The sequence below is a fragment of the Kitasatospora sp. DSM 101779 genome, assembly GCF_025655475.1.
Lineage (GTDB): Bacteria > Actinomycetota > Actinomycetes > Streptomycetales > Streptomycetaceae > Kitasatospora.
In genome coordinates, this window is record NZ_JAHTIK010000001.1 from 5,448,431 (window position 1) to 5,466,841 (window position 18,411).

Genomic DNA, 18,411 nt, shown 5'->3' on the forward strand with positions numbered 1-18,411 from the left:
CACCCATGACCGCGTTCGAGCTCCACAAGGTCGGCGGCCGGATCGGCGCCGAGATCACCGGCATCGACCTCTCCCAGCCGCTCGACGAGCAGACCGTCACCGCACTCAACGACGCGCTGGTCGCGCACAAGGCGCTGTTCTTCCGCGGACAGCACCTCGACGACCAGGGCCAGACCCGCTTCGCCGGGTACTTCGGCCCGCTCACCACCGCCCACCCGACCGTGCCCTCGCTCGACGGGCAGCCCAACGTCCTCGCCGTCGACAGCGAGGACGGCGGACGCGCCAACCAGTGGCACACCGACGTCACCTTCGTCCGCACCCCGCCCAAGGCGTCCACGCTGCGCAGCCTGGTCGTCCCGCCCTACGGCGGCAACACCCTGATCGCCGACTCCCAGGCCGCCTACCGCGACCTCCCCGAGCAGCTGCGGGAGTTCGCCGACCGGCTCTGGGCCGTCCACACCAACGACTACGACTACGCACAGGGCAAGGCGCTCGACGACGCCGAGGCCGAGCGCCGCGCCGTCTTCACCTCCCGCACCTACCGCACCGCCCACCCCGTGGTCCGCGTCCACCCCGAGTCCGGCGAACGCGGCCTGTTCATCGGCGGGTTCGCCGAGCGCATCCTCGGCCTGCCCACCGCCGCCTCGCACGACCTGCTGCGCACCCTGCAGTCGTACGTCACCCGGCCCGAGAACGTGGTCCGCTGGCGCTGGTCGGTCGGCGACGTCGTGCTCTTCGACAACCGCTCCACCCAGCACTACGCCCCGGACGACTACGACGACCTGCCGCGCCGGCTGCACCGCGTCACCGTCGCCGGCGACGTGCCGGTCGGCGTCAGCGGCGAGCCCAGCTACATCATCGAGGGCGACGACGCCGCGCACTACACCGGCTGAGCCGGGCCACTGACCGAGACCGAACCGGCCGCGCCGCGGGGGCACACCGCCCCCCGGCGCGGCCGGGCGCGGTCACCTGCCCCACACCTCCGCGACCTGCCCCGCGATCCGGCGGCCCTGTGCGAGGCCGGCCACCGCGGCGGGCGTCCGAACCGCCGGGTCGAGCGGATTCACGCCGAACGCGGCCGCGGACGCCTCGTCCGGAGTCACCGCCAGCACCACAGCACCGCGCGCCTCCAACGCGGCGACCTGGGCGGTCAGCGCCTCGTCCGGCAGCGGCGCGAGCACCAGCACCCGGGTGCCCTCGGCGAGATCGGCGTTGGCCGAGCTGCGGACGCCGCCGTCCACGTACCGGGAGCCGTCCACCGTGACCGGCGGCCAGATCCCCGGGACGGCGCAGCTCGCCGCCACCGCGTCGACCAGGCCCACCCCGGCCGCCCGGTCGACCAGCACGTCCTCGGTCGTGTCGGCGTCCACCGTCACCAGGGTGAGCGGCCACGCCGGCCAGTCGTGCCGCGGCAGCCGTGCGGCGATCACCTCCCGGCGGGCCGACTCGGACACCGTCTCCGCGGCCAGCGCCATCTCGCAGACCGACCGGCGGAGCTCCACCGGGTCGACCGTCTCCTCGAGGAGCTTCCCCCATGCCGCGGTCAGCGCGGCGACCGCGGCCGGGTCCGGGGTCAACTCGGCGTTCTGCAGCGCGGCTTCGCTCTGCCGGCGGTAGAGCTCGGTGAGCGGCAGGCCGCTCGCCAGCTGGCCCGCCACGGTGGCGCCCGCCGACGTCCCCACCACCTGGTCCGCCGCACCGGCCACGGCGACACCCTCCGCCTCGAACCCGGCCAACAACCCGGTCAGCCAGGCGATCCCCGCCAACCCGCCCCCGCCGAGCACCAGCGACTTCCGGTCCGTCATCCCCGCCTCCTCGTCCGTGGGAGCGGACACCGCGCCACACCCCCAGGATGCCAACGGACCTGGACGGGTGGGGTGTTCCGTGTCGAGGGCTGCTGCGCAGGGCGGGAAGGCGGAGCCGTGCCGGGGCACGCGGCGGTGTCGACGCTTCGCCTCAGGAGCCGGGGATCACTCAGGGCGCGTGGGGGTACCTCCCGGCCGGAGGCCGGCGGAGACTGCGCAGTCCGGGGTGGGCATCACACAGCATGGGCCAAGCCCTGATCCACACGGTGGGCCGCATCCGGATTGCGCAGTTCCCCGCGCCCCTGATAGTCCCCGCGCTGATTGCTTGCCGCCGAGGGGCAGGAAGCACCGCGGGGCGCAGCCGGGGTGGGTCCGGCTGCGCCCCGCGGTGGGTGGGTGCGGTGTCAGGCGGCGGTGGACCAGCGGCCGGTGGGGCGAGGGAGGCCGTAGTGCTCGCGCAGGGTGCGGCCGGCGTAGCCCTCGCGGAAGAGGCCGCGCTTGCGGAGGATCGGCAGCACCTGCTCGACGAAGTCGGTGAGGCCGTCGGGGAGGATCGGCGGCATCACGTTGAAGCCGTCCGCGGCGCCCTGGGTGAACCAGGTCTCGATGTGGTCGGCGATCTGCTCGGGGGTGCCGACCGCGACCTGGTGGCCGCGGCCGCCGCCGAGTCGGCCGATCAGCTGCCGCAGGGTGAGTCCGTCCCGTTCGGCGAGGTCGCGGACGAGCTCGAAGCGGCTCTTGGCGCCGTTGATCTCGGTGACCGGCGGCAGCGGGGGCAGCGGGGCGTCCAGCGGGTGGTCGGTGAGGTCGACGCCGAGGACGCCGGAGAGCACGGAGACGGCGCGGGCGGGGCTGATCAGGGCGTCCAGTTCCTCGTCGAGGCGGCGGGCCTCGGCCTCGGTGGAGCCGATCACGGGCACCACGCCGGGCAGGATCTTCACCGTCCGCGGGTCGCGGCCCGCGGCGGCGGCCTGCCGCTTGAGGTCGGTGTAGAAGGACTGTCCCTCCGCGAGGGTCTGCTGCGCGGTGAAGACGGCCTCCGCCCAGCGTGCGGCGAAGGCCCGGCCGCTGCCGGAGGAGCCGGCCTGCACGAGGAGCGGGTGGCCCTGCGGGCTGCGCGGGATGTTGAGCGGCCCGCGGACGCGGAAGTGGGTGCCGGTGTGGTCGATCTCGTGCACCCGGTCGGGGTCGGCGAAGGCACCGGTGGCGCGGTCGAGCAGGAGGGCGCCGTCCTCCCAGCTGTCCCAGAGCGCGGTGACGACGTCGAGGAACTCGTCGGCCCGTTCGTAGCGGAGGGCGTGCTCCTGGTTGGCGTTGCGGCCGAAGTTCTGGGCGGCGCGGTCGCCGGCCGAGGTGACGATGTTCCAGCCGGCCCGGCCGCGGCTGATGTGGTCGAGCGAGGCGAACTGACGGGCGAGGTTGTAGGGCTCGGAGAAGCCGGTGGAGACCGTGCCGATGAGCCCGATCCGTTCGGTGACCACGGCGAGTGCGGTGAGCAGGGTGAACGGTTCGAAGTGGCTGATCAGGCCCCAGCCGCCGTCCGAGCGGGCCTCGACGCCGTCGGCGAGGAAGACGGAGTCGAAGGAGGCCGCCTCGGCCTGGCGGGCGAGGTTCTGGAAGTGGCCGATGTCGGCGGCCTGCGCCGGGTCGGTCCGCGGGTGGCGCCAGGCGGCCTCGTGGTGGCCGACGCCCATGAGGAAGAGGTTGAAGTGCAGCTGGCGGTCGTTCTCGGGCATGGCGGAGGGCTCCGGCTCGGAGGAGGGGACTGGGGGGTGTCTCCCATCCTCCGGGCGGCCCGGCGGGCGGACAACGATTCGTCGGCCCGGCGGAATTAATGCGGCGTTGACGGCCCGTTCGCACTGGTCGGGGCATGGGTGGGCGCGCTGGCCGCGGCTCTGTGCAGGGCCGTCCGGGCAGGGTCAGGACGCCCGGGCGGTGCGCAGCTCCATCGGCCGCCGGTACGCGCTGTCGAGGACGCCCGCGCAGGCGGCGACCGCCAGCAGGTCGAGTCCGAAGGAGCCCGCGGTGACCAGCTGTCCGGGTTCCGGGCGGGCCCGGGCGTTCACCTCCTCGTGCAGGACGTTCGCGAGGTGCGGGGAGACGGCGAGCCCGGCCTCGCTGACCACGAGCACCTCCGGACTGAGGACGTCGAGCAGCAGGGCCGCGGCGGGGGCGATCAGCCGCAGCCGCTCCTCGAAGAGTTCCAGGGCGTCGGTACGGCCGGCGGCGGCGCGGGTGAGCAGCAGGTCGAGGTCGGGCTGCGGGACGATGCCGAGCCGGTGGGCGCGGCGCACCAGGGCGCGGTCGGAGACGGTGGCCTGGAGGCAGCCGGTGCGGCCACAGGGGCAGGGCTCGGCGGAGCCGGGGACCGGCAGGTGGCCGATGTCGCCGGCCCGGGAGCGCCGACCCTGCAGGACGCCGCCGCCGGTGGCGATCGCGGCGTCGACGACGTTGCCGACGAAGAGCTGCACGAGGTCGGTGGCGTCGCGGCCGGCGCCGAAGAGGAGCTCGGCCCGGGCGAGGGCGCGGGCGTGGCCGTCGACGTGGACGGGCAGCCGGGTGACTCCGGCGAGCAGGTCGCGGACGGGCACGTCGTGCCAGCCGAGCGGGGCGTGCTCGACGACGACGCCGCGTTCGGAGTCGACCCAGCCGCCGGTGACCACGCCGACGCCGAGCAGGGACCGTCCGGCGGCGCGGCGGGCGGTGAAGGAGGGCAGGTGGCTGCGGATGGTGCGCAGGACGGCGGCGGCGTCGCCGTGCCGGGGGAGGCGTTCGTGGGCGACGACCCGGCCGCGCAGGTCGAGCAGCGCGAAGGTGATCCAGGGCACGCCGATGTGGACGCCGCAGGCGAGGTGGTGGCGGGTGTCGATGTCGAGCGGCAGCCGGGGCCGGCCGGCCCGCGGCGGTCCGTCGGGCGGCGGCAGTTCGCGCAGCAGGCCGAGGGCGATGAGGTCGGCAGTGTGCCGGGAGACGGCGGCGGCGCTGAGGCCGGTGGCCCTGCCGAGTGCCGGGCGGGTCAGCGCGCCGCGCACCAGGACGGTGCGCAGCACCGCCCCGGCGCCGCCGCCCTCGGCGGGCTGGGGGGCTCGGCCGAACGCGGGGGAGGCGACCAGGGAGAGCATGCGGTCGATGGTCGCAGCGGGGTGTTGCACGGGCGTGGCGGCGGCGTGAAGCGGTGTCCGGGCCGCCGTCCTGCCGTAGCACCGGCGCGCACGGGCGGCGCGGGGCCGGCCGGATGCGCCGGTGGGCGGGCCGTCCCGCCCGTGGAACGGTCGGCCGGCCGGTGCGGCGGTCCGCTGTGACCTGCGGCCCTGCCGCGCGGGCCCCGCCACCCGGTAGCCTTTCCGACATGAGTGGTGACATCCGCAGCGACCAGCCGCAGGGCCGCTTCCGCCGCATGCTCAACCGGCTGACCTCCTCCACCGAGGAACTGGAGGCCGAGGAGCTGCGTCAGGACACCGCAGAGTCGGGATGCACCCCGATCGCCAGCTGTGGGGACCGTGAGGTGGTCACCGTGGCCGGCACCCTGCGCACCGTGACGATCCGCCCGCGGGCGGGCGTGCCGGCCCTGGAGGCCGAACTATTCGACGGCAGCGACGCGCTGGACGTGGTCTGGCTCGGCCGCCGCTCGATCGTGGGCATAGAACCGGGCCGGCGGCTCATCGCCTCCGGCCGGATCAGCCATGCACGCGGGCGCCGCGTGCTGTTCAACCCCCGCTACGAGCTGCGTCCGGTCGGACACGGGAGCGAATCAGCGTGAGCAACCTTCCCGGCGGCGAGTCCGCCGCCCGCACCGCCGACCTGCCCAGCGGGATCGAGCCGGCCGTGGCGCACGACCCCGCGCCCGAGCCCGGCACGGCGGCGCACGACGCGGCGGCCTCCAAGGAGGCCGCCGAGACGGTGATCAAGGCCTTCGGCGGGGTCCGCGGCATGATCGACATGACCCTGCCGGGCCTGGTCTTCATCATCGCCTTCAACGTGACGCACCAGGTCGCCCCGGCCGCGTGGTCGGCGCTCGGCCTGAGCGCCCTCTTCGTGGTGGTCCGGCTGGCGAAGCGGGAGACCATCCAGCACGCGTTCAGCGGCGTCTTCGGCGTCGCGATCGGCGCCTGGATCTCGATGAAGACCGGCAAGGCGGAGAACTTCTACCTGCCCGGCCTGCTCTACAGCGTGGGCTACTGCGTGGCGCTGGCGGTGTCCGCACTGGTCCGCTGGCCGCTGATCGGTGTGATGCTCGGCCCGATCACCGGCGAGATGTTCACCTGGCGTACTCAGAACCCCGGCCGGCTCGCCGCGTACACCAAGGCGACCTGGGCCTGGGTGGTGATCATGGGCATCAAGCCGGTGATCCTCTTCCCGCTGTACTTCACCGGGAACGTCAACCTGCTCGGCTGGCTCAAGGTCGCGCTCGGCATCCCGCCGATGCTGCTGGCGATGTACGTGACCTGGCAGATCCTGCTGAAGGCGCCGCCGCCGATCAAGGCGCAGACGGACACGGAGTGACGAGAAGGGGCCGCACCCGCCGGGTGCGGCCCCTTCTCCGTGCCTCCGCGTCCGCTACTGAGCGCCGGAGCCCGCCGACAGCAGGTTCTCCAGCTCCTCCTCGCGCTCCTGGGCGGCCACGAACAGCAGCTCGTCGCCGGCCTCCAGGGTGTCCTCCTTGCCCGGCACCAGCACCCGGCCCTCGCGGATGATCGTGACCAGGGCGGTGTCCACCGGCCAGGGCACGTCCGCGACCCGGGTGCCGACCAGCTCGGTGTCGGCGGCGAGGGTCAGCTCGACCAGGTTGGCGTTGCCCTGGCTGAAGCGCATCAGCCGGACGAGGTCGCCGACGCTGACGGCCTCCTCGACCAGCGCCGACATCAGGCGGGGGGTGGAGACGGCGACGTCAACGCCCCACGACTCGTTGAAGAGCCACTCGTTCTTCGGGTTGTTGACCCGGGCGACCACCCGCGGCACGCCGTACTCGGTCTTCGCGAGCAGCGACACGACCAGGTTGACCTTGTCGTCGCCGGTGGCGGCGATCACCACGTGGCAGCGCTGCAGGGCGGCCTCGTCCAGTGAGGTGATCTCGCAGGCGTCGGCGAGCAGCCACTCGGCCATCGGCACGCGCTCGACCGAGATGGAGTTCGGGTTCTTGTCGATGAGGAGGACGTCATGGCCGTTCTCCAGCAGTTCGCCTGCGATCGAGCGGCCGACCGCACCGGCCCCGGCAATGGCGACACGCATCAGTGACCACCCTCCTCGGGGCCCTTCGCGAACGCGGCCTCGACCGCGTCCAGCTCGCTCCGGCGCAGGGTCACGTGCACCAGGTCGCCCTCCTGGACGACCATCTGCGGCGTGGGCAGCACGCCCTCGCCGAGCCGGGTGACGAACGCCACCCGCACGCCCGCGGCTTCTTCCATGGCGCTCAGCCGGTGCCCGACCCAGCTGTGGGCATAGGCAATCTCGGCGAGCTGGATGCTGCCGCTCGGGTCCTGCCAGAGCGGCTCGGCGCCGCTCGGCAGCAGCCGGCGCAGCATCTGGTCGGCCGTCCAGCGGACGGTGGCCACGGTCGGGATGCCGAGCCGCTGGTAGACCTCGGCACGGCGGGGGTCGTAGATCCGGGCGGCGACGTGCTCGACGCCGAAGTTCTCGCGGGCGACCCGCGCCGCGATGATGTTGGAGTTGTCACCGCTGGAGACGGCGGCGAAGGCGCCCGCCTCCTCGATGCCCGCCTCCCGCAGGGTGTCCTGGTCGAAGCCGACGCCGGTCACCCTCCGGCCGTTGAACCCGGCGCCGAGACGGCGGAACGCCGTCGGGTCCTGGTCCACCACGGCCACCGAGTGACCCTGTTTCTCGAGCGCTCTCGCGAGGGCCGAGCCCACGCGTCCGCAGCCCATGATGACGATGTGCACGGGACGCTACCTCACCCGGTCCGTTGGGGTCATGACCTGCGCAAACACCGCTCATCATCCTTCCGCACCCCCGCATTCCGGGGGTGAATCGTCGTCGGGGCCTTCGACCTCGGCAGCTGGGGCAACCAGGGTGTTGCCCGCTAACTCTTCATCCGACACGCTAGCCGGTCCGCCGAACACAGTCTCGACGGAGGGGGCACCGGTCGTCGGAGCAGGTGTCGGCAGCCCCTACGATTCCTTGATGTGCCTATGCCTGCCGATCTTCCGAAACGCATCCTGATCGGGCGAGCGCTCCGCAGCGACAAGCTGGGGGAGACGCTCCTGCCCAAGCGGATCGCGCTGCCCGTGTTCGCCTCGGACGCGCTGTCCTCCGTCGCCTACGCCCCCGAGGAGATCCTCCTCACGCTGTCGATCGCAGGGGCGTCCGCGATCCACTTCTCCTGGCAGATCGGCGTCGTCGTCGCCATCGTGATGCTCGCGGTGGTGGCGTCGTACCGGCAGAACGTGCACGCCTACCCCAGCGGCGGCGGCGACTACGAGGTCGCCACCGTCAACCACGGCCCCAACTCGGGCCTGGTCGTGGCGAGCGCCCTGCTCGTCGACTACGTGCTGACCGTCGCCGTGTCCACCACCTCCGGCGTCGCCAACGTGGTCTCCGCCGTACCGTCGCTGCGCGGTTACGAACTGCCGCTGTCGGTCGTCGTGGTCATCCTGCTCATGGGCATGAACCTGCGCGGCGTCCGCGAGTCCGGCAGCGCCTTCGCCGTGCCCACCTACGCCTTCATGGTCGGCGTGATGGGCATGGTGGTCTGGGGTGCGATCCGCTCCGCCCTCGGCCAGACGATGAGCGCCGAGAGCTCCGGATTCCACCTCCAGGCCACCCCCGGCAACGACTCGCTGGCCGGCTTCGCGATGGTCTTCCTGCTGCTGAAGGCCTTCTCCTCCGGCTGTGCCGCGCTCACCGGTGTCGAGGCCATCTCCAACGGTGTCCCGGCCTTCCGGAAGCCCAAGAGCAAGAACGCCGCGACCACCCTGCTGCTGATGGCCTCCATCGCCGTCGTGATGTTCATGGGCATCATCTGGCTGGCCCGCCTCACCCACGTGCAGATGGCCGAGGACCCGGCCGAGCAGCTCGTCGGCGCCGGCGCCGACTACCACCAGAAGACCGCGCTGGCCCAGATCAGCGAGGCCGTGTTCTCGAACTTCACGCCCGGCTTCTACTTCGTCGCCGCGGTGACCGGCCTGATCCTGGTGCTCGCCGCCAACACCGCCTTCAACGGCTTCCCGGTGCTCGGCTCGATCCTCGCCCAGGACCGCTACCTGCCCCGCCAGCTGCACACCCGCGGCGACCGCCTGGCCTTCTCCAACGGCATCATCCTGCTGGCCGGCGTGGCGATCCTGTTCATCATCGCCTTCGACGCCGACCCGACCCGGCTGATCCAGCTCTACATCGTCGGCGTCTTCGTCTCGTTCAACATGAGCCAGTCCGGCATGATCCGGCACTGGACCCGTCTGCTGCGCACCGAGACCGACCCGAAGAAGCGCTCGCACATGCAGCGCAGCCGGGCCATCAACACCTTCGGCCTGGTGATGACCATGGCCGTGCTGATCGTCGTCCTCGCCACCAAGATCAGCCATGCCTGGATCGCCATCGCGACCATGGTCGTGCTCTTCGTGATGATGAAGGCGATCCGCCGCCACTACGAGCGGGTCTCCACCGAGCTGGTCGCCGCCGAGGAGCCCGACGACGTCGCGCCGCCCACCCGGGTGCACGCCATCGTCCTGGTCTCCAAGCTGCACAAGCCCGCCCTGCGCGCGCTCGCCTACGCCCGGCTGGCACGGGCGCACACCCTGGAGGCCGTCACCGTCAACGTCGACCCGGCCGACACCGAGGCGCTGCGCAAGGACTGGGACGCCCGCGGCATCGAGGTGCCGCTGAAGGTCCTCGACTCGCCGTTCCGCGAGATCACCGGCCCCGTCCTCGACTACGTCAAGAACCTGCGCCGCAGCAGCCCCCGCGACGTCGTCTCCGTCTACATCCCGGAGTACGTGGTCGGCCACTGGTACGAGCACCTGCTGCACAACCAGAGCGCACTGCGCCTCAAGGGCCGCCTGCTGTTCAAGCCCGGCGTGATGGTGACCTCCGTACCCTGGCAGTTGGAGTCCTCCGAGCGGCGCAAGCCGCAGAAGGCCTGGTCGGCGCCGGGCGCAGTCCGCCGCGGCGAGCCCCGCCACCAGACCGGCCGGCCGTTCGAGACCTCCGACACCACCCGGACCGGCAACAAGGACGGATCACCGTGACCCGCAACAACCCGCCCCGATCGGGCGGCTCGGCCGGCCGCTCCGGCCGCTCCGGCGGCCGACCGGGCCAGGTGGCCCACCCCAAGTGGAGCAACCGGTCCGCCCGCCCGGCGGCCACCGACCGCGAGGGCTACACCGCCCAGACCGCGCCCCGCGCCCCGCGCGAGGAGGCGCCCGTGGACGAGCGCACGGCCCCGCAGGGTCGTGGTGCGGGCGCGAAGGAGCAGCCGGCCGGCTCGAAGGGCCGGCGGCCGCGCAAGCAGACCGTCCGCCCGCCGAAGGCGCTGCGCGCCGCCGAGTCGAAGCCCGGGGCTCCCAAGGCCGCGTCCAAGGCGTCGTCCGGGGCGGCGTCCAGGCCCAAGGCCGAGCCGAAGCCCAGGGTGCCGAGCGGCGACCCGCTGGTCGGCGAGCGCTACGAGGTCGAGGTCGGCCCGGTCGCGCACGGCGGCGGCCACTGCGTCGCCCGGCACGAGGGCCGGGTGCTGTTCGTCCGGCACACCCTGCCCGGCGAGCGCGTGATCGCGGAGATCACCGAGGGCACCACCACGTCCCGCTTCCTGCGCGCCGACGCCGTGGAGGTCCTGGAGCCCGCCAAGGAGCGCATCGCCGCACCCTGCCCGTTCTCCGGCCCCGGCAAGTGCGGCGGCTGCGACTGGCAGCACGTCACGCCCGGCGGCCAGCGCAAGCTGAAGGCCCAGGTGCTGACCGAGCAGCTCGCCAAGCTCGCCGGCCTGACCCCGGCCGAGGCCGGCTGGGACGGCTCGGTGGAGCCGGTCGGCGGCAAGCTGCCGCCCGGCGAGGTGCCCGCCTGGCGCACCCGCGTCCAGTACACCGTCGACCCGGAGACCGGGCGGGCCGGACTGCGCAGGCACCGCTCGCACGACGTCCAGCCGATCGACCGCTGCCTGATCGCCGCCGAGGGTGTCACCGAGCTCGGCGTCGAGGCGCGGGACTGGGAGGGCGTGGCCGCCGTGGAGGCGGTCGCCGCGACCGGTTCCTCGGACCGCCAGGTCATCCTGCGGCCGCGCCCCGGCGAGCAGCTGCCGCTGGTCGAGCTCGACCGGCCGGTGTCCATCTCCCGGGTCGACGAGCAGGGCCTCTTCCACCGGGTGCACGGCCGGACCTTCGTCCGCGAGCGGGCCGCCGGCCGCACCTGGCGGGTCTCCGAGGGCGGCTTCTGGCAGATCCACCCGCAGGCCCCGGACACCCTGGTCGACGCGGTGCTGGAGGGACTGGACCCGCAGTGGGGCGAGATGGCCCTCGACCTGTACTGCGGCGTCGGACTCTTCGCCGGTGCGCTGGCCGACCGGGTCGGCGAGGACGGCGCGGTGCTCGGCATCGAGTCGTCCAAGCAGGCCGTGGTCGATGCCCGGCACAACCTGGCCGCGCTGGAGAACGTCCGGATCGAGTGCGACCGGGTGGAGACCCTGCTGCCGCGCACCGGCATCACCGCCACCGACCTGATCGTGCTCGACCCGCCGCGTTCCGGCGCCGGCCGCGAGACCGTCGCGCACCTGGTCGGCCTGGAGGCCCGCCGGATCGCGTACGTCGCCTGCGACCCGGCGGCGCTCGCCCGCGATCTGGCGTTCTTCCGCGCGGGCGGCTACCGGCCGGTCTCGCTGCGCGCCTTCGACCTGTTCCCGATGACCCATCACTTCGAGTGCGTGGCGATCCTGGAGCCGGTCGGCGAGGGCTCCGGCGACGGCTTCGGACAGGACCGCGGCGCGGACGCGTAACGGCCGCCGCCGGCGGTGACGTTGCGATCGGCGGGCACGGGAGGAGACTCCGGTGCCCGCCGATCGGCGTTCCGGGGCCGGAGGGTCCCGTTCCACGTGGTGGTGGCGGGAATTCGCCGTACACGCGTGTGCCGCCCCCCGGTCGCCGGGGTGACGCCGTGGCGGGGGCGGCCGTTCACCGGCGGCGGTCGGCGCAGGTCGGGGGCGTTGCGGGCGGGGGCCGGCCGATCGTGCCACCGCGCTGGTTTCCGGTGGGGCGCGAACGGACATCTGAGGGGAGCGGGTACGGCGAGGCGGCCGGATTGCGCCCTTGCTGTGCTAGCACCCCAGCGCTAGCTTGAATTCATGGCCAAGAAACAACTCAACGTCCGGGTGGACGCCACCACCGCCGAGATGGCCCGGGAACGGGCCGAGCAGCAGGGGATCAGCATGAACCAGTACATCGAACGGCTCGTCCAGCAGGACATGGGCGAGGCCGGACGGCTCTTCGTGGACACCGCGGCCCAGTTCATGAAGGAGTACGAGACGGCCTTCCTGGCCGAGTTCGGAGAGCCGGGCGCCCAGGATGTGCGCCGTTGAAGCTCGAGGTCGACCTCTCGTGGCTGCTCATGACCGCTGAGCAGTACACCCCGGGCGACCCCCAGGTCACCGACTACGGGTCACTGCTGGCCGCGGTCGCCCGGCACCAGGCCGAGATCTTCGACATCGCCGTCTACCCCGAACCGCACGACCGGGCCGCGGCCCTGATGCACCAGCTGATCCGCATCCCCTCGCTGGAGCGGAACAACGAGCTGTTCGCCACCGCCGTCGCCTACGCCTACCTGGTGGCCAGCGGCTGCAGCGTCGCCACCACCGCGCGCGAGGTCCGCAGCCTCGCCCGCGGCATCCGCGAGGGCAAGATCGGGGTCAGCGGGGTCGCCGAACGGCTCTCCGCCTGGGTCGTCGACGAGCCCGAGGAGGAAGAGGTCGGCGGGGACGACGACGAGGACGACACCGACTGACGCGTCGGGCGCCCACCGGCCGACTCGTTAGGCTTGGGGACCACCCCCGAGCCCCACGAGGAACGCCACGTTGCTGCAGGACATCGAGCCCCACCTGGCCTGCCCGCACTGCGCGCAGCACCTCGCCCTCGACGGCCGCACCCTGCGCTGCCCCGCCGGGCACAGCTTCGACCAGGCCCGGCAGGGCTACGTCAGTCTGCTCCCCGGCGACGCGCACACCGGCACCGGCGACACCGCGGAGATGGTCGCCGCCCGCAGCGACTTCCTCGCCGCCGGCCACTACCGGCCCGTCGCCGAAGCGCTCGCCGACGCCGCCGCAGCCGCGCCCGGTGACCTCTCCGACGGACTGGTCGCCGACCTCGGCGCCGGCACCGGCCACTACCTCGCGCACGTCCTCGACCGCCTCGACGGCCCGGCCGGCGCCGCCCTCGACATCTCCAAGTACGCGCTGCGCCGCGCCGCCAAGGCCCACCCCCGGATCGGCGCCGTGGTCTGCGACGCCTGGCGCCCGCTGCCGCTGCTGGACGACTGCGCCGACCTCGTCCTCAACGTCTTCGCCCCGCGCAACGGCCCCGAGATCCGCCGCGTGCTGCGCCCCGGCGGACGCCTGCTGCTGGTCGCGCCGACCTCCCGCCACCTGCGCGAACTCGTCTCCGGCCTCGGCCTGCTGTCGGTGGACGAGGAGAAGGAACGCCGGATCGACGAGAAGCTCAGCCCCTGGCTGGGCCTGATCGACCGCACCGAGGTGGAGTTCACCCTGCGCCTCTCGCACCGGGACGCCGCCGCGGTCGTCGGCATGGGCCCCAACGCCTGGCACACCGGCCCGGACCGGCTCGCCGCCGCACTCGCCGCCCTGCCGGAGCCGGTCGAGGTCACCGGCTCCGTGCAGCTCGCGGTGTACGGCTGACGCGTCGTCGGCCGTCCCGCCGGGTCCTGCTCGGCGGGGGCGGTGGGAGCGCGTGGGGTCGGGGTGGTGGACGGCGGCTCGGCGGGGGCGTCCGGACGGCTGCTCGGCCGGGGCGGCGGGAGCGCGCTCGGCCGGTGCCGCGTGGACCAGCCGCGGAGGCGGTGGGGGCGGTGTGCGAATGCTGAGCCGTTCGTGTGAACCGGCCCGAGCAGGGACGTTTCGTCTGGCTCTCCGGCCGCTAGGGTCCCCCGGGTGACCAGCGAAGCCGCCGCTCCCGCAGCCCCGATCGCCCGTCCCACCCGCCGCCCTGCGGTCGAGGAACTCCGGCTGACCTCCTTCAAGTCCTACCGCCGCACCACCCTGCCGCTCTCCGCGCTGACCGTGCTGCACGGCCCGTCCGGCGTCGGCAAGTCGAACGCGCTGGACGCCCTGGCGGTGCTCTCCCGGCTGGCGATCGGCGAGGAGATCGGGCCCTCCCTGGACGGGGTCGGCGGCACCGTGGGCCCGCTCGCCGGACCGGTGCGCGGCGGACTGATGGGCTGCGTCCCGCACGGCCGCAACGCGATCATCCTCGGCTGCACCGTCCGCTCCTGCGCCGGACCGATCCGGCTGGAGCTGGTCGTCCGCACCGACGGCCGTGTCCGGGTGGCCAGGGAGTGGCTCACCCTCGCGGGCGAGACCCTGGTGGAGACCGGCGAGCAGGACATCGCCCAGGGCCGGGTCAACGTCACCTGGCACAACGACACCCGGCAGGGTGACATCCGGGCGCCCTTCCCCAGCGACAGCCTGATCACCGCTCAGATCCCGCTCCGGGTGGCCGGCTCCTCGCCCGGTGAGCGCAAGGTGCTCGCCGCCACCGAGCAGCTGCTCACCGCCCTGCGCGAGGTCTTCCCGCTGCACCCGGTGCCCGCCGCGATGCGGAGCTGGACCAGGCCCGAACCACAGGCCCGGCTGGTCGGCACCGCCTCCAACATCTCCGCGGTGCTCGCCCGACTGGAGAACGAGTGCAGCCGCCGCTACGGGCGCCTCCTCAAGGCCGTCCAGGCCGCCGCACCACACCCGCTGCTCGGGCTGGAGGTCGCCCGCCGAGGCGAGGACGCCCAGCAGCGGCTGATGGCCGTCTTCGACGAGGGGGTGCTCGGGCGGACCGGCGCCGACCAGGCCTCCGACGGGATGCTGCGGCTGCTCGCGTTCGCGGCGGTGCTGCTCACCGGGGCCGGGGTGCTGGACGTGGACGCCGCGGCCGAGGTGCCCTCCGCGCACCGGCAGCTGACCGTCCTGGCCGAGGACCTCGGGGCCGGGCTGGGCACCGAGCAGGTCGCCTCGCTGCTGCGGGTCGCCCGCGAGGTCTGCGACAAGGGCGACGTCCGGCTGCTGGCCGCGCTGCAGGAGCCGGCCGCCACCGCCGAGGTGGAGGGACTGGACCTGGTCGAATGCCGCCGCGACCCGGCCACCGGCCACAGCGTGCTCGTCCTGCCGGACCGGCCGCCGCGGGTCCCGCAACAGGCCGGGCGGGGCGACGCCGACGGGGTAGACCTGGGGACGTGAGCGACAACGAGAACCACGTCCACGCCGACACCTCCGCCCCCGGCCGCCCCGTGGCCCACCGGGGGCCGACGACGGGCGAGGACGCACTGGTGCGGCTGAGCCGGCGCCTCGACGAGTTCGCGGCAGCGCGGAGCTGGCAGCCGTTCCACACCCCGAAGAACCTGGCCGCGGCGCTCAGCGTGGAGGCCGGCGAGCTGCTGGAGATCTTCCAGTGGCTGACGCCGGAACAGGCGGACGCGGTGATGGCCGACCCCGACCGGGCCCACCGGGTCCGGGACGAGGTCGCGGACGTGCTCGCCTACCTGCTGCAGTTCTGCAGCGTGGTGGGGGTGGATCCGGCGGAGGCGCTGGCGGCCAAGATCGAGCGCAACGAGAAGCGCTTCCCGGTGCCGGAGCGCGCGCCGGCTCCGGCCGAGGGGGCGAGTGCGGACTCCTCCGGGGGGCCGCTCGGGGGTGCGGCTGCGGATTCCTCCGGCGGTGCGCCTGCGGCTTCGGCCGGGGATTCGTCGGACGATCGGACCGGCTGAGTCCCTCATGTGGGGTGGGGCATCCCTCGTGGGGGTGAGCCCGGTTGTCCACAGGGGCGGGTTGTCCACAGGTTCGCGGCGGAGGGCCGGGGAGGGCAGGGCAGGCCAGCACGCTTGCGTCGAGACACACCGTCGGCAACGGCGGTCCGATGCGAGCGAGGGGAGCGGCGGTCATGGACGCGCTGCGACTGATCAAGACGACCCGGCACGCGCTGGCCGAGGCCAGGACGGCACAGGACGTGCTGCTGGAGGCCCGTCAGGCCGGGCTGCTCACCGAGGCCGTCGGCGCCCGGATCGCGGAGCAGGACGCCGGTGAAATCGGTGCCCTCGGCCAGCTGCTCTGCGACGCGGGCGCCCACGCGGCGGGCTGCCTCGACGATCCGCCGGCCGTTCCCGACACCCTCGACACCCTCGACGCACTCGGCCCGCCCGGCACGGACTGGGCCGGAGGCCGGGCCCGACGGCTGGACGACCTCGGCGAGCTCGACCCCGTCCTGTGCGAACTCTGCTTCCTGCTGCACGAGGTGGCCGAGGCGCTCGTCGTGCTCGCCTGCGGGGCCGACGCGGAGAGCGTCTACTGGCGCTGCATCGACGGAGTGGACGCCGGCGCGGACTGCAAGGAGGTGGCCGCCGACCTGCTCCGGGCCGTCCGCCGCGAGAAAGGCCTCCCGCCGCCCGAGGAAGACGGGCCCGAGTACCTCGACGAGGGCGTGTCCGACGTGTCGACCGGCCGTGCGGCCGACGCGCTGTCGGGCCCGTCGGCGGACCTGCCGCTCGGCAGGGGCGTCTCCGCCCAGGAGGATCCGTCGGAGCGGTTCGGCCCTCTGCTCTCCGTCCGCCTCGGCCCGCCGGTCGGGGCGGCTGCCGGGGCGGCGGGTCAGCCGTGAGCGTCCGGCAGGGGCGCCTCGTCGTCCGGTGTTCCGACCTGGGCGGCGGAGGACCGCAGATCGGCCCCGAGCCCGGCCAGGCTCGCGCTGACGGTCGCCAGCAGCTCCTCCATCTGCTGCAGCAGGTCCTTCGACGCCGCGGCCGCGGAGAGGTCATGCGCGAGGCTTCCGGACGCGTGATCGGACGCCTGATCGGCCGCGTGGTCGTACGCGCCGTCGGACGCGTCGCGGATCGGCTCGGGCAGGGAGTCGGACAGGGGCTCGGACATGGGGGTGCCCTTCCAGCTCGACGGTGCGCAGTGCGGCGTCCGATAGCGGCGCCGCCCGTCCAACGACCCCCGCCCGCAGGCGGTCACCGGGGACCACTCGTTGAGGTCCAAGAGCGCCACCGGGTCAGCCCCGCGGGTGAGCGCGGCTTGCGACCCGGGTCCGGCCTCGGCTAGGGCCGAGCGACGGCACCCCGTCGGTGCGTCCGCCGGCCGGTCGGCATCCGCGGCGCGTCGCCACGGCCCGTCGGCAGCCGCGGACCGCCGCCGCCATTGCTCGAACGGCAGCGGGCCCGGGCCGTGTACACAGAGGTACGCCGCCCGGGCCCGCCAGGAGCACAGGAGATCAGTTGTGCGCGTGCAGCTCCGCGTTCAGGCCGCCCCACGAGCCGGACCGCGCGATGACCTCGACCGCACCGCTCTGCGAGTTGCGGCGGAACAGCAGGTTGTCCTGGCCGGAGAGCTCGACCGCCTTGGCGATCTTGCCGTCCGGGGTGGTCACCCGGGTGCCGGCGGTCACGTACAGACCGGCCTCCACCACGCAGTCGTTGCCCAGCGCGATGCCGATACCGGCGTTGGCGCCGAGCAGGCAGCGCTCGCCGACCGACACGACCTGCTTGCCGCCACCGGACAGCGTGCCCATGATCGAGGCGCCGCCGCCGATGTCGCTGTGGTCGCCGACCACGACACCGGCGCTGATCCGGCCCTCCACCATCGAGGTGCCCAGCGTGCCGGCGTTGAAGTTGACGAAGCCCTCGTGCATCACGGTGGTGCCCTCGGCGAGGTGCGCGCCGAGCCGGACGCGGTCCGCGTGGGCGATCCGCACGCCTGTCGGGACGACGTAGTCGGTCATCCGCGGGAACTTGTCCACGCCGTACACGGCCAGCTGACCGCCCTGCGCGCGGACCGCCAGGCGGGCCTGCTCCACGTTCGACACCGGCACCGGGCCGATGCTCGTCCAGGCGACGTTGGCGAGCAGACCGAAGATGCCGTCCAGGTTCTGCCCGTGCGGCTTGACCAGACGGTGGCTCAGCAGGTGCAGACGCAGGTAGGCGTCGTGCGCGTCGAGCGGCTTGTCGTCCAGGGAGGAGATGGTGGTGCGCACGGCGACGACCTCGACGCCGCGGCGGGCGTCGCCGCGTAGCGCCTCGGCCGCGCCGGTACCGAGTTCGGCCTCGGCCTGCTCGGCGGTCAGCCGGAGGGTGCCCGCCGGGCCGGGCTCGGCCGTCAGCTCGGGCGCGGGGAACCAGGTGTCCAGGACGGTGCCGTCGGCGGCGATCGTCGCCAGGCCGGCCGCGACGGCGCCGCGTGCGAGGGAGGAGGTTTCAGCAGTCACATCGTGCACGTTAACGAATCGGGGGTGGCCGTGCCGAACGCGCTCACCGTGCGGACATCGCGACCGGGTGCCCGCGCGCCCCCTCCGACGCGTGCACCGGCACCCGCGCCGATGCCCGCGCCGATGCCAGTGCCGATGCCAGTGCCGGTGTCCGTGGAGGTGCTCCGGCCGACGCACGGACCGCCTTCGCGGCGGGCCGG

17 protein-coding genes and 1 pseudogene are annotated in these 18,411 nt (G+C 73.8%); 11 read left to right on the forward strand and 7 right to left on the reverse strand.

From position 1 onward, the window contains the following. Window positions 1-5 precede the first annotated feature (5 nt). The gene (locus tag KSNIM_RS24780) at window positions 6-893 is read left to right on the forward strand and encodes a TauD/TfdA dioxygenase family protein (protein WP_263105346.1); all 888 of its coding nucleotides are present in this window, start codon (window positions 6-8) and stop codon (window positions 891-893) included. 72 nt (window positions 894-965) lie between these two features. Here KSNIM_RS24780 and KSNIM_RS24785 read toward each other — a convergent pair whose 3' ends face one another. From KSNIM_RS24785 to KSNIM_RS24795, 3 genes are all read right to left on the reverse strand, one after another. Beyond that, window positions 966-1,805, reverse strand: a complete 840-nt coding sequence (locus KSNIM_RS24785; protein ID WP_263105347.1) for a patatin-like phospholipase family protein — start codon at window positions 1,803-1,805, stop codon at window positions 966-968. 404 nt (window positions 1,806-2,209) lie between these two features. Continuing rightward, window positions 2,210-3,541, reverse strand: a complete 1,332-nt coding sequence (locus tag KSNIM_RS24790) for an LLM class flavin-dependent oxidoreductase (RefSeq protein WP_263105348.1) — start codon at window positions 3,539-3,541, stop codon at window positions 2,210-2,212. A gap of 183 nt (window positions 3,542-3,724) precedes the next feature. Beyond that, window positions 3,725-4,927, reverse strand: coding sequence for an ROK family transcriptional regulator (locus KSNIM_RS24795; RefSeq protein WP_263105349.1), 1,203 nt, complete (start codon window positions 4,925-4,927; stop codon window positions 3,725-3,727). A gap of 227 nt (window positions 4,928-5,154) precedes the next feature. Between KSNIM_RS24795 and KSNIM_RS24800 the strand changes: the two genes are divergently transcribed. Together KSNIM_RS24800 and KSNIM_RS24805 are read left to right on the forward strand one after the other, a co-directional pair. Beyond that, entirely contained in the window at window positions 5,155-5,565 is a 411-nt protein-coding gene (locus tag KSNIM_RS24800; RefSeq protein WP_095875656.1) for an OB-fold nucleic acid binding domain-containing protein, read from the forward strand. Further along, on the forward strand, window positions 5,562-6,308 hold the full coding sequence (locus KSNIM_RS24805) for a DUF3159 domain-containing protein (RefSeq protein WP_263105350.1): 747 nt from the start codon (window positions 5,562-5,564) through the stop codon (window positions 6,306-6,308). Before KSNIM_RS24800 ends, KSNIM_RS24805 begins: the two co-directional genes overlap by 4 nt. A 54-nt stretch (window positions 6,309-6,362) precedes the next feature. Here the strand turns inward: KSNIM_RS24805 and KSNIM_RS24810 are convergent, their stop codons facing one another. Both KSNIM_RS24810 and KSNIM_RS24815 read right to left on the reverse strand, forming a co-directional pair. Further along, window positions 6,363-7,034 (reverse strand): potassium channel family protein, encoded by a 672-nt coding sequence (locus tag KSNIM_RS24810; RefSeq protein WP_263105351.1) that lies wholly within the window; start codon window positions 7,032-7,034, stop codon window positions 6,363-6,365. Then, window positions 7,034-7,702, reverse strand: a complete 669-nt coding sequence (locus tag KSNIM_RS24815; RefSeq protein ID WP_263105352.1) for a potassium channel family protein — start codon at window positions 7,700-7,702, stop codon at window positions 7,034-7,036. The genes KSNIM_RS24810 and KSNIM_RS24815 overlap by 1 nt, the downstream gene beginning before the upstream one ends. A gap of 249 nt (window positions 7,703-7,951) precedes the next feature. On the opposite strand from KSNIM_RS24815, the gene KSNIM_RS24820 reads away from it, so the two are divergent. The 8 genes and pseudogenes from KSNIM_RS24820 to KSNIM_RS24855 all read left to right on the forward strand — a co-directional run bounded on the left by KSNIM_RS24820 (window position 7,952) and on the right by KSNIM_RS24855 (window position 16,609). Beyond that, on the forward strand, window positions 7,952-10,003 hold the full coding sequence (locus KSNIM_RS24820) for an APC family permease (RefSeq protein ID WP_263105353.1): 2,052 nt from the start codon (window positions 7,952-7,954) through the stop codon (window positions 10,001-10,003). 380 nt (window positions 10,004-10,383) lie between these two features. After that, entirely contained in the window at window positions 10,384-11,739 is a 1,356-nt protein-coding gene (locus KSNIM_RS24825) for a class I SAM-dependent RNA methyltransferase (RefSeq protein ID WP_263108099.1), read from the forward strand. A gap of 345 nt (window positions 11,740-12,084) precedes the next feature. Then, window positions 12,085-12,318 carry a toxin-antitoxin system HicB family antitoxin gene (locus KSNIM_RS24830; protein WP_030270443.1) on the forward strand — a complete coding sequence of 78 codons (234 nt, stop codon included), beginning with the start codon at window positions 12,085-12,087 and terminating at the stop codon, window positions 12,316-12,318. Continuing rightward, window positions 12,315-12,740 carry a fic family toxin-antitoxin system, toxin component gene (locus KSNIM_RS24835; RefSeq protein ID WP_263105354.1) on the forward strand — a complete coding sequence of 142 codons (426 nt, stop codon included), beginning with the start codon at window positions 12,315-12,317 and terminating at the stop codon, window positions 12,738-12,740. The genes KSNIM_RS24830 and KSNIM_RS24835 overlap by 4 nt, the downstream gene beginning before the upstream one ends. 70 nt (window positions 12,741-12,810) lie before the next feature. After that, window positions 12,811-13,647 (forward strand): putative RNA methyltransferase, encoded by an 837-nt coding sequence (locus KSNIM_RS24840; protein ID WP_263105355.1) that lies wholly within the window; start codon window positions 12,811-12,813, stop codon window positions 13,645-13,647. Window positions 13,648-13,899: 252 nt separating this feature from the next. After that, window positions 13,900-15,195: an AAA family ATPase gene (locus KSNIM_RS24845; RefSeq protein WP_263105356.1), complete on the forward strand. Its 1,296-nt coding sequence runs from the start codon at window positions 13,900-13,902 to the stop codon at window positions 15,193-15,195. 86 nt (window positions 15,196-15,281) lie between these two features. After that, window positions 15,282-15,590: pseudogene (locus KSNIM_RS24850) on the forward strand (nucleotide pyrophosphohydrolase); the annotation flags it as partial. A 305-nt stretch (window positions 15,591-15,895) separates the two neighbouring features. Continuing rightward, entirely contained in the window at window positions 15,896-16,609 is a 714-nt protein-coding gene (locus KSNIM_RS24855; protein WP_263105357.1) for a DUF6099 family protein, read from the forward strand. On the opposite strand, the gene KSNIM_RS24860 is transcribed toward KSNIM_RS24855, so the two are convergent. Then, the gene (locus KSNIM_RS24860) at window positions 16,600-16,878 is read right to left on the reverse strand and encodes a hypothetical protein (protein WP_263105358.1); all 279 of its coding nucleotides are present in this window, start codon (window positions 16,876-16,878) and stop codon (window positions 16,600-16,602) included. The genes KSNIM_RS24855 and KSNIM_RS24860 overlap by 10 nt on opposite strands. Before the next feature lie 343 nt (window positions 16,879-17,221). Next, a complete protein-coding gene (gene dapD, locus KSNIM_RS24865; RefSeq protein WP_411543769.1) occupies window positions 17,222-18,211 on the reverse strand; it encodes a 2,3,4,5-tetrahydropyridine-2,6-dicarboxylate N-succinyltransferase in 990 nt (329 codons plus the stop codon). Between the last annotated feature and the right edge of the window lie 200 nt (window positions 18,212-18,411).